9 protein-coding genes are annotated in these 12,904 nt (G+C 40.0%); all 9 read left to right on the top strand.

All coding sequences use genetic code 11. From position 1 onward, the window contains the following. Window positions 1–28 precede the first annotated feature (28 nt). On the top strand, window positions 29–973 hold the full coding sequence (locus tag H1P_RS07355) for an HlyD family secretion protein (RefSeq protein WP_246141512.1): 945 nt from the start codon (window positions 29–31) through the stop codon (window positions 971–973). Between the two features lie 139 nt (window positions 974–1,112). Then, complete coding sequence (locus tag H1P_RS38125; RefSeq protein WP_246141511.1) at window positions 1,113–1,427, top strand: efflux RND transporter periplasmic adaptor subunit; 315 nt, start codon at window positions 1,113–1,115, stop codon at window positions 1,425–1,427. A 95-nt stretch (window positions 1,428–1,522) separates the two neighbouring features. Further along, window positions 1,523–4,798: an efflux RND transporter permease subunit gene (locus H1P_RS07350; protein WP_144865623.1), complete on the top strand. Its 3,276-nt coding sequence runs from the start codon at window positions 1,523–1,525 to the stop codon at window positions 4,796–4,798. Between the two features lie 142 nt (window positions 4,799–4,940). Next, window positions 4,941–5,150 carry a hypothetical protein gene (locus H1P_RS07345; RefSeq protein WP_246141510.1) on the top strand — a complete coding sequence of 70 codons (210 nt, stop codon included), beginning with the start codon at window positions 4,941–4,943 and terminating at the stop codon, window positions 5,148–5,150. A gap of 266 nt (window positions 5,151–5,416) precedes the next feature. Then, window positions 5,417–5,602 (top strand): NAD(P)-binding protein, encoded by a 186-nt coding sequence (locus tag H1P_RS07340; RefSeq protein ID WP_144865620.1) that lies wholly within the window; start codon window positions 5,417–5,419, stop codon window positions 5,600–5,602. 114 nt (window positions 5,603–5,716) lie between these two features. After that, complete coding sequence (locus H1P_RS35875) at window positions 5,717–6,001, top strand: hypothetical protein (protein WP_186375876.1); 285 nt, start codon at window positions 5,717–5,719, stop codon at window positions 5,999–6,001. Window positions 6,002–6,093: 92 nt separating this feature from the next. Continuing rightward, the gene (locus H1P_RS07330) at window positions 6,094–7,314 is read left to right on the top strand and encodes an MFS transporter (RefSeq protein ID WP_144865618.1); all 1,221 of its coding nucleotides are present in this window, start codon (window positions 6,094–6,096) and stop codon (window positions 7,312–7,314) included. A gap of 511 nt (window positions 7,315–7,825) precedes the next feature. After that, window positions 7,826–10,294: an alpha/beta hydrolase gene (locus tag H1P_RS07325; RefSeq protein WP_144865616.1), complete on the top strand. Its 2,469-nt coding sequence runs from the start codon at window positions 7,826–7,828 to the stop codon at window positions 10,292–10,294. Between the two features lie 269 nt (window positions 10,295–10,563). Next, a partial coding sequence (locus H1P_RS07320; RefSeq protein WP_144865614.1) for a two-partner secretion domain-containing protein occupies window positions 10,564–12,904 on the top strand: 2,341 nt, incomplete at its 3' end.

Genomic DNA, 12,904 nt, shown 5'->3' with positions numbered 1-12,904 from the left:
TATCTCAGGAAAAAAGACGCATCCACTCATGAGCGAGCAAAAAACATTTCAATCTAAATCGATAGTTACTTTTAGGCATATTTCAGCTAAAGCCATAGCTATTACTTTGTTATCTCTTGGTGTTAGTAGCTGCGGTGGCGGACAAGAACAAGCTAATCTTCCACAGGCGATCGCTGTACAGTTAAAAACCCTAGAATCCGCCACTGTAATCGACAGTAGCGAATATGTCGGCACTTTACAAGCTAGAGATCGAGTGAGTCTAGCACCCCGCATCGAAGGCAGAATCTTAGAAATCTTTGTCAGTCAGGGCGATCGCGTTAGTCGAGGCGATCCTATTGCCTCCTTTGAACCAACTCAAGAACAAGAAAATGTGAACGCTGCCACCCAAAGCGTCAATGTCGAAAGAGCCAGACTAGGACAAACCCAAGCCGAATTGAGTACAGCCGAAGCCAACCGCGCTGCTGCTGCTGCTCAAGTAGAGAGTGCTAGAGCCGATTTGCAAGAATTAGAAGCCGAGGTAGAACTGGCACAAATCAACATTGAGCGAACTAAAATGCTAGTTGAAGGAGGAGCAGTAGCACAACAGGATTTAGATGACGATAATCGCGATTTAAAAAGCAGTCTTGCCCAGCGTAATTCGAGAAAAGAAACTCTGAATGCAGCAATTGAATCGCTACAAGCAGCAGAAAGACAGGTAGAACAATCCAGAGCAAATATAGATAGTCAAAATGCCATAATAAGAAGAACAGAAGCAGAATTAGGCTCTATTAGCCAAAATTTAGCTTTTAATACGATCAATGCACCCATCGATGGAATTGTAGGAAGCTTTGACGATAACAAAGTCGGTGATTACGTGAGCGTTGGCGAAGAGTTAACCACCATTACCAACAATCAAAGCTTCGACCTCAATATTAATATACCCGTAGAATATCGCGATCGCGCTCAAAACAGGACTGTCAGTAGAAATTATTAACCAAGATGGTAGCTCAGGAGCGTCAGGAGAGATTACCTATATAGCTCCCTTAGTTCAACAAAACACCCAGTCAATTCTAACTAAAGTTACTTTTGCCAATGAAAATAGCCTCAGAGACCGAGAATATGTCAGAGTTAGAGTGATTTGGGACGAACAACCAGGAATATTAGTACCGACTACCGCCGTATCTACATTAGGGGGACAAAACTTTGTTTATCTTGCCACAGAGGACAATTCTCAAGAGGAAAGTAATTCTCAGTCTGCAAGCGAGGCTTTAATCGCCCAGCAACAACCGATTAAGTTAGGAAGCATTCAAGCACAAGATTATCAAGTGATCTCTGGTCTTGAACTAGGAGACAGAATCGCTGTTTCTAATATCCTCAGTCTGAGAGACGGCACATCAATTAAACCTGCTGAAGAAGAACAGGCTGTTTCTGATGCAGAAACGGAATGACTTTGGGAGAGTAGCAAGTATTGCTACTGACTACTTGTACGGGCGAACGACCGTTCGCCCATACCTCTGAACTCGCAACTCGCAACTTTTGAAAAATGTCCATCTCAACCCCATTTATTAAACGCCCCGTTCTCACTACCGTCTGTACAATTGTAATTGTGTTGTTGGGCGTTATCTGCATCGCATTGTTGCCTTTAGATAAACTTCCTCAAATTGCCCCCAAGCAAATCACAGTGCGAGCTAATTATGTAGGTGCAGATGCCAAAACTACCGTAGAGAATGTCACCACCGTATTAGAAAGAGAAATCAATGGTACAGAAGATGTTCGATGGATAAACTCCAACACCGATAATAATGGGAACTCGACGATCAATGTGTCTTTTCCTGTGGAGAAAGATACCAATATTTCTCAAGTATTAGTCCAAAACCGAGTTGCTCAGGCACAATCAAATTTACCTCAAAGTGTTCTCGCCACTGGAGTAACTACCGAAAAAGAATCTCCTAGCATTACCTTGGTTTATGGCTTCTATTCCGAACAAGATGAAGCAGGGGAATATTATTACGACCCCGTATTTCTTTACAATTATGTCGATCGCTATTTGTGGAACGAACTCAGAAGAATTGAAGGGGTGGGAAGTCTCAGGGTATTTGGTTCGGCGACTTATTCAATGCGGGTTTGGCTCGATCCCAATAAATTGGCTGCTAGGGGATTAACCGCCAGCGATGTCGTGGGTGCGATTCAAAACCAAAACTTTGAAGTCGGTGCGGGGGGTGTGGGCAGACAACCAGTAGCAATCGCACAACAGTACGAACTACCCTTAAGAGTCAACGGCAGATTTACCACCATCGAAGAAGCCGAAGATATCGTAGTTCAAGCATCAGGTGACGGCACGCTGATTAAGGTCAAAGATGTGGGACGAGCCGAATTAGGAGTCGAAAATTATTCCACTCAAGCCGTATTTGATGGAGAAGCACCAGCAGTAGGATTGATTGTCTATCAGCTTCCTGGCACAAATGCTTTAGACACTGCTGAAGCGGTTAAAGCAAGGATGACCGAGCTAGAAGCAGATTTCCCCAGAGGTTTAAAAGCGACGATTGCTCAAGATAATACCCTATTTATCAATGCTTCTTTGCAAGATTTGGTAGTAACTTTGATACAGGCAATTGGACTGGTTGTCTTAATTATCTTTATTTTTCTTCAAGACTGGCGTACTACCCTGATTCCAGCGATCGCAATTCCTGTAGCTTTAATTGGATCGATGATTGCACTACAAGCATTAGGATTCACCCTCAATCAGCTAACCCTATTTGCTTGTGTACTGGCAACGGGTTTAGTCGTAGATGACGGGATTGTGATTGTCGAGGCAGTCTCAGCCAAGCTTTCTCAGGGGATGCGTCCTGTGCAGGCAGCTTTAGATGCGATGGAAGAGTTGGTCGGGGCGGTAATTTCGACTTCTGTGGTCTTGATGGCGGTGTTTATCCCCGTCACTTTCTTTCCTGGTACCACAGGGATTGTTTACAAGCAGTTTGCCCTCACTATCGCTTTTGCTGTGGTCTTTTCCACCTTTAACGCCTTAACTTTTTCTCCTACCATGTCGGGGGTATTTCTCCGCCCCGCAGAACCAGTAAAAGGACCTTTGGGCTGGTTATTTCCCCGATTTGACCGTGTTTTCGATTGGCTTAAAGGACGCTATCGAAGTTTAATCCAATTCCTGACCCAAATAAAGTTAGTAGTCATCGCGATCTTTATTGGAGGATTGGTGCTAACGGGTTGGACATATACCAGTTTGCCTCAAGGATTCGTACCTGAAGAAGACCAGGGCTATTTTTTTACCATTATTGAAGCACCACCAGGAGTTTCTTTAAGCTACACCCATAACATTACTCAGCAAGCAGCCCAGATAGTGATGGAGTATGAAGAAGTACAGCACTCTATGGGACTGTCAGGATTTTCTTTTGACGGTCAAAACAGCAATAAAGCGGTAATGTTTGTCAAGCTTCATCCTTGGGATGAGCGATCTGGGGATTCTAGCTCGGTGTTTGGGCTGCTACAACGAGTAAATCAGCAGTTTCAACAAAATATTGATGGTGCAAGGGTGATTGCCGTTAATGCTCCTCCTGTGGATGGTCTGAGTAGCTTTGGTGGTTCGGAAATTTATATCCAAGACCGTCAGGGTAGAGGAATGGATACCCTAATGAGTAATACCCAACAGGTAATTGCTGCTGCTAACGAAAGACCCGAAATAGCCCAAGCATTCACTACTTTTACTTTTGATAGTCCGATGCTAGAGGCAGATATCGACCGCAATCAAGCTAATGCCCAAAATGTCGATATCAGCGAAATTCTCAATACCCTGCAAACCTATCTTGGTTCAAACTTTGTCAATCAATTTGTTTTAGATGGCAGACTTTATCGAGTGTATGCTCAAGCAGAAGCCGAGAGACGCTCCAATCCAGATGATATCAACCGTCTTTCTGTGCGATCTCGTGATGGGGAATTAATTCGGCTCAGCAGCCTCATCAACGTTCAACAAATTTCTTATCCACCCATTGTGACTAACTACAACGTTTACCCAGCAATTAGAATTATTGTTGCTCCCGCACCTGGTTATAGTTCGGGACAGGTAATTACGGCGATGGAGGAAGTAGCAGAAGCGACTTTACAACCAGGTTTTGGTTACGAATGGACAAACACCGCAGCCGAAGAAAAAACTGCTGGTGGTGCTGCACCTCTGGTATTTGGTCTCGCTTTTGTGATGGTTTTTCTGGTGCTAGCAGCACAATACGAAAGTTATATCGATCCTCTAATTATTATGCTCACCGTTCCCCTAGCTATCCTGGGTGCATTAGGTGGAATTTGGCTGAGGGCAACTTTTTTACAGGCTGGAGGCGTTTGGCCGATTCTCGATAACAATATTTATGCCCAAGTAGGATTAGTCATGCTGATTGGTATGGCAAGTAAAAATGCGATTTTAATTGTGGAATTTGCCAATCAGAATCGCACTCTCGGCATGGGTATTGAAAAAGCTGCTATTTTTGCCTCTGAACAGCGATTTAGGGCAATTTTAATGACTGCGATTTCTACTTTAGTCGGTTTTATGCCTCTCTTAATTGCTAGTGGTGCTGGTGCAGTCAGTCGTTGGTCGTTGGGTACTGCGGTTTTTGGTGGAATGTCACTAGCAACTGTTTTAAGTCTAATTTTTGTCCCTATTCTTTATATTGTCATTAAAGATTTTGAACAGTCTTTCTTAAAAGGAGGTAGGAATAAAAACAGGGAGATACAAAGACAGCCAGATGAAGAGAACAACGATAACGGAACGCAAATAAGAGATACATCGGAGACAGAAGAAGAATTAACAACTAACAAATAACAACTAATAAAATGTTTAAAGAATGGAATTTTAATGACTGGATGAACAATGGTTTATTTTTTCTAACAGCTTTAATCTTGATTTTGTCTTTCATCTCTTTATGATTTAGCTCCAATATAAGTAAATATGAAGGTAGAAAGTGATGAATAGTCAGATAAATTTTAGAATGCTATTTTTTTCGGGAATTATGACAGCTTTAGCTGGTGCTTTATTAGGGGTGATAATTGCTCATATTGCCGAAAGAGAATCTCGCCGACCAGTGGCGATCGTTGTTGGTTCTGGTGTGGGTTTTGCCATTGGCGTTGGTTATGAAGCAATGCAGCAGAATCGAGAACAAGAAGAAACCGATTAAACAGTCTTTGTAGTGCGGAGTGTGAGTGTGAGTTTAAGTGTGAGTGTCAAAGAAATGAAAATATTGAAAGTAAAAAACCAATGATTAAGATGTTAAAACTGAATTTTTTTTGCCCGTCAATATCTAATTTTTTTAGTAGTAATAATGACTCTAGCCAGCATCAATTACTTTTATTCTCTAGCCATGATGCTTTTAACTACATTTACTTTAGCTTATCTCACCAAAGGTTCACGCTGTAAATAATCGATCGCTATTTATTATAAGATATGAATGATTCTCTCAAACCAATAGTAATTGCTGGTGGTGGTTTTACAGGACTATTTACCGCCCTTCATCTAAGACAGCAAAAATGTTCGCGACCAGTTGTTTTAATCGATACGCAGTGGCGATTTATTTTTCAATCTCTACTGTACGAACTACTTACCAGCGAAGTCACCGTTACTCCGCCTTAAAAGCGACGAGACCCCGCGTTATGCTAAAGGACTCGCTCCCCTAAAGGACTAGCTTCGCGTCGCGCGTCGCGCTCTGGGTAGCTCGTCAAGACACGACGGAGCCTGCGGTGACCGTTGGTTAAAATCGATTTAGCTTGGCCTCGCTATGATGAAATATTGGCAGGAAGCGACATTTTATTTATTCGCGATCGCATTTCTCACATAGATTTACAACAACGTCGAGTTAGTTTAGATTCGGGTCTGCGTTATGACTACGATCGTTTTGAAGTCAAGGGTAAAGCAGGACATCTGATTCGCCAAGCAACCTACTTAGAAATGCTACCCACACCCCTACGCAATTTTAAAGCTACTACTGAATGGCTGACGGAAGGTGTTTTTCAGCAATTTGTTGACTCTTAAATCATTAATCATTTTTAACTTCACTGGTAAGTATTTCGTAGACTATTTATCATTTATCAATTGATTAACATTCAGTATTCAATATAAGTAATATGATTGATTCTCCATCTAATACCAACCAACTTCAATCTAATTCTTTCCCCATCAAAGCTACCTTACTGCTTACCAGTACTCTAACGGTGATGTCAGGAGCGACGATCGCCCCATCTCTTCCTGCGATGCAGGAGTTTTTTGCCAATGTCGAAAATTCTGAGCTTTTGGTTCGTTTAGTGCTGACTATTCCCGCCCTATTTATCGCCATTGGAGGACTTTTCGCTGGTCAATTAGTCGATCGCATCGGTCGCAAACCTCTCTTAATTGTTTCCACTCTGCTATATGGAATTGCTGGCGGTTCTGGTTTTGTTTTAAATTCCCTGGGGACAATTTTGGTCGGTCGTGCTGTGTTAGGACTATCTGTAGCTGGTATCATGACTGGCGTTACTACCTTAATTGCCGATTATTACCAAGGTCAAAAACGGGCAGACTTTATGGGGTTGCAAGCTGCTTTTATGGGTCTGGGAGGAGTAGTATTTCTCTCGGTGGGAGGGTTTATTGCCGATCTTAATTGGCGTTTTCCGTTTCTGATTTACTTTTCAGCATGGGCAATTTTATTGGGGATTGTTGTAACTTTATATGAACCCAATCGGAAAACCCATAATCAGAACCAAGATTTAGCTCCATCTCAAACCAGTGAGCAGAGTCTGCCGATGGTCGTGCTGGCAATGATTTATGGTATTGCTCTGTTTTACATGACCGCATTTTATTTGATTCCCGTACAGCTACCGTTTTATCTACAAAATCTCAATAATTCTAGTGCTTCTGCTTCGGGTTTAGCGATCGCTGCTGCCACTTTAGCTAGCTCGATTGCATCTTTGAGATATGGCTTCGTTAAAAAACGTTTGGGTTTTGTCAGTATTGTAGTCTGGGCTTTGGCGATCGCAGCAGTGGGCTATTTAGTTATTGGTATTGCTCCTAGCTACAACATTGTCTTACTAGGTTTAATTATTGCTGGTTTGGGTTTTGGTTTATTAATGCCCAATCTGAATGTTTGGCTATCTAGTATTATCCCCGATGCTTTACGTGGTAGGGCTTTAGGGGGCTTGACTACTTTCTTTTTCTTCGGTCAGTTTTTATCTCCGATTGTTTCTCAACCTATAACTAACTCCCTCGGTTTGGCTAGAACTTATAGCTTTACGGGAGTTGCTTTATTCATAGTATCTCTAGTCTTTTTCATCCTCAGAAAACAAATCAAGTCTTTTTGTCAAAGCTGCTAAATCAGTTATCAGTTCAATTTATATTAGGATTCAACTACAACCGTGGATGGTTGGCAGAGAGTATCTTTTGCAAGTTCGTCGAGCCTTTGAAAAATATAACATTTGTTATTGGTAGACCTCAGTGGGTAAATTAGCTGTAAGCCATAAGCTATAAGCTATAAGCTTTGCAACAAGAAAGGAGCTTCGGAACTACCCACGGTACAGTTGCTCCCATAATTTGGGAGGGGCTGGGCGACCCTTTTAAGGAAGCTATAAGCGCGATTGCTAAAAAAGGCTTAAAGCTTAAGGATTATAGCTAAAGCCGTAGGCTTTGTGAGCTACAGCGCAACTCTTAATAGAAGCAAACTAGCTGACCCATCTGCTTATAAATCTTTACTTTAGATATTATTCGGCATTATATTAATTCAAATATACTAATTAAAAGCACGAAAATAAATCAATTAATAATTCACAATGTTTCCTCTAAAAAAGCCAACATTTCACTAACATATCGCCTTCTAAAGCCAAAAAAATGAACATTCTCAAACTTCTCTTGGCAATCGCCATTACTAGCTTAGGAACGATAACTGGATTTAGACATCAACCAGTAACCGCAGCAGAAAGAATTAGTTTTTCACTACCAATTTGGGGAGAATTTCATCTATCGACAGACGATCTGGATATTTTTGCCCAAGAAGGCAGAATTACTCCTGAATTTGCCTATTATGCTCAACATTTAGATGAAGAAGCTCTCCAAAACTTCCGTCAAATTTTACAAACCAATTTGGCTGTGGATCCCGTAACCGTCTACCGCTTAACTAATATGCCAATGGGAGAAGATTTTCTGAGGCGGTTAGGAAATATTGTTTATACTCATCCAGAAAGAAATGGGCTTTATGCGATTCGCTCTGCCCTGATTTTAGGAGCAGCCGAACCTGATGGTTTAACGGCAATTAACTTTCTGCGCCACTTCCCCACAGCAGAAATACAGATAAACACCAATTCGCTCTTTTCTCTAGTTGAAGAAACTGAAAACTTTTTTCGCTATAAAGAGACTACCGTAAAAGCGATCGCCGAGCAAGCCACAATAGAAATCAATTCCCAACCCCCAATAGACTCGGAACAGTTACCAGATTTACGTCAACCAGGAAAATATCAGGTACGCAAAAAAACCATGACTTTCCCAGTTGAAGATTTACGTCAGACACCAGAGGGCTTTTTAGGAAACTATGAACTTAACGCTGATATTTATCTACCAACACAACTAAATGGTGCAGCACCTTTAGCGATAATCGCTCATGGTTTGGGTTCAGAAAGTTCTGATTTTGCCTATCTTGCAGAGCATTTGGCTTCTCACGGTTATATTGTTGCTGTTCCCGAACATACTGGTAGTAATGGTAGATATAAAGAGGCTTATCTCAATGGAGAAGTAGGGGTAGATGTCAGTCCGATGGAATTTTATAGCCGTCCGCGAGATATTACTCATCTGCTGAATCAATTAGAACAACATCCCGATTTTCGACAGCAAATTAACTGGTCACAAATTGGGGCAATTGGTCATTCTTTTGGTGGGACAACAGCCTTGCTCGCTTCTGGTGCGCCGATTAATTTAGCCAGAATTAAGCATTTTTGCCAACAGGATCGCTTTACTCTGAATGCTTCTGTTGTCTTGCAGTGTCGTGCCAGTAATTTACCACCAGGAAAACACAATCTACAAGATACTAGGATAAAAGCGGTTGTAGCTCTCAATCCTGTGACTAGTTCTGTACTGGGACCCGAAAGTATGCAACAAATTGATGTTCCCACTCTGATTTTAGGGGGGTCGATGGATTTAGTTTCCCCCTTCATTCAAGAACAGGCACATCCTTTTTTGTGGTTAACTACTCCTAACAAGTATCTAGCAACAATTGTTAATGGTAGTCATTTTTCGACTCTTAATGAAGCAAATATTGCAGGAATTGTAGATTTTTTGAGAGGTTCTAATGCCGATTTAGGTAGAAGCTATCTTAAAGCCTTAAGTTTGGCTTTTTTTGAGGCTCATATACGCGATCTTCCCCAAGCTCAGTCTTATTTAACTGCTGCTTATGCTCAAAGTATTAGCGACTCCAAGTTACCACTACATCTAATTCAATCTCTAGCACCAGAGCAATTAGAATTAGCCTATGGTGATACTCCGCCCACACCTCCCATTCCCGAACCATTAGTAACTGTTACACCCGAACAAAATCGTGATATTCTAGCAGAAATCAAACAAACGGGGGTGCTTAAAGTTGCCATGAGAACTGATGCTGCTCCTTTTGGTTATACCAACAATGATAATAATTGGGTTGGTTATTGTGCGGATTTAGCTACTACATTAGGCGATCGCCTAACTCTTGAGTTAGAGACATCTACTCCCATAAAAGTGGTTAAAACCTCTTCTTTTCTGTCCAATAGATTTGAACTGGTACGACAAGGAGCAGTCCATCTTGAATGTGGTCCCAATTCCATAGTTACAGACAAAGAAGGAGTAGTTTTTTCCGATCCCTTTTTTAGTAGTGGAACTCGTTTTTTAGTTAATGATACCAACGCTTCTATCCTTGACATTAATAGTTCGCTTCAAGGAGTTAAACTGGGTGTCTTGGGTGCAACTACTAATAAACAATTTTTACAACAAAAATATCCTGATGCAGAAATAGTACTTTATGAAAGTGAAGAGGGTAGAAATCAAGGAATACAAGCCGTTAGAAATGGTAATATTGATGCCTTTGTTAGCGATACAGTTTTATTGGCGGGGGCATTAAATCATCAAGGTTTAGAAGTAGAAAACTATCAAACTATTCCTGACAATCCTCTAACTTGTGACTACTATGGGCTGATTTTACCAGCAGACGATCCGCAATGGCGCAGTACAATCAATACTTTTATTCGTGATCGCGCTGAAACAGAGGTTTTTAATAAATGGCTTGCAGACTATTATTCTCAGGCAATTTCCGATTTAGATTATTGCCAAAATAGATAGTGTAGTGAAATCTTTTTCCTTTGAGATTCCACGTCCTACTATAATCTTCACGATAGTTAAAGAGAAGAAATCTAGATGCGATCGCTATTTTCTCAGGATTTCGCGTAACTCCAGAACAGTTCGAGCATACGACTTGGAAAGTTAGAGGAAAAATCTAAATTCATTATTATGATATTTTTTCCAAAATAAGAATTGCTGGTGTTTAAAAATCGAATAATTTGGGCAACCTAAGTTAAAAATAAATCTACGATGAATTAATAGCTTGTACTATGTCGTATTATCTTTATAAGCTTGGGACTGTCAGTTTAGTATCTAGTTGTTTATTAAATCTGCTTATCGTCTCATCGAGCGAGGCACAAATAACTCCAGATAGTAGCTTAGGTAATGAAAACTCGATTGTTACTCCCAATGTCACAGTCAAAGATGCCTTAGCCGATTTAATTGAAGGAGGTGCAATACGGGATAATAATTTACTTCATAGTTTTGAGCAGTTCAACGTTAGTGATGGTGGTAGAGTTTATTTTGCCTCTCCTGATGGTATTGCTAATATCTTGACTCGCGTTACAGGAACTAATATTTCAGAGATCTTCGGTGTTTTAGGGGTAGATGGTGCAGCTAATTTATTTTTACTTAATCCTAACGGAATAATATTTGGGGAAAATGCAGCTTTAGATGTTAATGGTTCGTTTATAGCCACCACAGCAGATAGTTATATCTTTGATAACGGTTTTGCTTACAGTGCATCTAACCCAGAAGCACCACCACTATTAACAATCAATATTCCTGTGGGATTGCAAGTAGGTAATAATCCAGGAGCTATAGAAGTAAAAGGTACAGGACATAATTTAACCTTTGAACCATTTCCTTTTAGTATAAATCGGGATTTAAGACCAAAAGGATTAGAAGTCAACTCAGGAAATACTCTCGCTCTTATTGGCGGAGAAATTAATCTAACTCAAGGAAATCTGACAGCAGAACAAGGGAGAATTGAGTTAGGAAGTGTAGAAACTGGAAGTGTTTCCATAATTCCTAGTGAAGATGGTTTTAGCTTTGATTATGAAGCAATTACTGATTTTCAAGATATTAATATTACTCAAGCATCTTCTATCGACGTAAGTGGTAATGGTAGTGGTAATCTTCAGCTACAAGGCAAAAACATTTCTTTATTAGAAAACTCAGCAATTATTAGCAGCACTATAGGTGCAGAAAATGGAGGAGATATTAAGATCGCTGCTACTGATTCCGTAAACATTATTGGAACACAAGAAGGATTATTCCCTAGTGCTATTTTCAAGAATATAGAATCAGGTGCTACAGGAAATAACGGAGATATCAATATTGAAACAAGACAATTAGAAATTAGTAAGAACGCTTTTATCTCCAATAGCGTAATTGGGGATGGTAATGGAGGAAATATTGAGATTATTGCTAATCAAATCAAAATCACAGATAATCCTCTTACTCAAGGGTATTCTACTGGATTATTCGCTGATTCATTAGGGGAAAAGGGAAACTCAGGTGATATTAGCATTAGTGCTTCGGTAGTATCAGTTAGCGAACAAGGGTTAATTGGTCTAAATAATTTAAGTCAAGGGAAAGTAGGAAATTTAACAATCATCGCCGACAATTTACTCTTGCAAGATGGTGGGATTATAAGCAGTTTTCAGCTTAATAGTAGTGGTGATGGTGGTAATATTTCTTTGACAGCTAATAATATCGAACTAGGAGGAGAATCAAACGAAGGTAATTCCAGTCTTATTTTTGGAAGTAATATTAATGTAGATACAGATAATAGTAGAAGTTTCAAGATTACAGCAGATAATTTATTAGTTAAGGACGATGCTCAAATATCATTAGCTAATGTCGCAAGTTTTACTGAAAATAATCTAGAAATCAAGGTTAAAAGGTTGACCATAGAAAATAGTAAAATTGATATTTTCAATTCTGCGGGTGGTGATGATGGTGGGATGATTGATATTGAGGCTGCTAATCTTAGTATTTCCGCAGGTGTAATTGAGACAAGTACTTTTGGAGAAGGAAATTCGGCAAATATCTCGATCCGTGCTGATAATTTGGAAATTCAAGGTAATAATGAAGGAAAGTTTGGAGGAACTGGTGGTATTCGTTCCAGTGTTTTTGAAGCAACTAGAAATCCTAGTGGTTTGGATTTTAATGGTGGTAATGGTGGTAATATTGATATCATTGCTAATAATTTAACTTTAATTAATGGTGGTTTCATTAGTGCTAGTACTTTCGGACAAGGTAAGGCTGGAAATATTAATATACAAGCTAAAAATATTAATGTGACTGGTGCTATTTTTGAAGAAGTTCGTACTTTAACTAGTGATTTTTTTGAAGAACCTACTTTTGATGTCGAACTAAAATTATTTTCCTCAAGTATATCTACTTTGAGTGAAGGTGATTCTGATGCTGGGACAATAAATATTAATACTGATACTCTCAATGTAACAGATCGGGGTAATATTTCTGTTAGCAGCTTAGGTAAAGGAAACTCTGGTAATTTAAACATTACTGCTACAGAATTAAATTTAGATGATTCTGCAATAATCGAAGCCAAAGTTAATACAGGAAATCGAGGCAATATTAACC

It is taken from the genome of Hyella patelloides LEGE 07179 (genome assembly GCF_900659865.1).
Classification (GTDB): domain Bacteria; phylum Cyanobacteriota; class Cyanobacteriia; order Cyanobacteriales; family Xenococcaceae; genus Hyella; species Hyella patelloides.
Note: the sequence above shows the minus strand (reverse complement) of the source record. Positions and strands in the feature narration are given on the sequence as shown.

Bases quoted from the DNA above. Each gene is read 5' to 3' on its own strand.
- H1P_RS07355 (WP_246141512.1), top strand. From the start codon at position 29: ATGAGCGAGCAAAAAACATTTCAATCTAAATCGATAGTTACTTTTAGG.
- H1P_RS07350 (WP_144865623.1), top strand. From the start codon at position 1,523: ATGTCCATCTCAACCCCATTTATTAAACGCCCCGTTCTCACTACCGTC.
- H1P_RS07345 (WP_246141510.1), top strand. From the start codon at position 4,941: ATGAATAGTCAGATAAATTTTAGAATGCTATTTTTTTCGGGAATTATG.
- H1P_RS07340 (WP_144865620.1), top strand. From the start codon at position 5,417: ATGAATGATTCTCTCAAACCAATAGTAATTGCTGGTGGTGGTTTTACA.
- H1P_RS07330 (WP_144865618.1), top strand. From the start codon at position 6,094: ATGATTGATTCTCCATCTAATACCAACCAACTTCAATCTAATTCTTTC.
- H1P_RS07325 (WP_144865616.1), top strand. From the start codon at position 7,826: ATGAACATTCTCAAACTTCTCTTGGCAATCGCCATTACTAGCTTAGGA.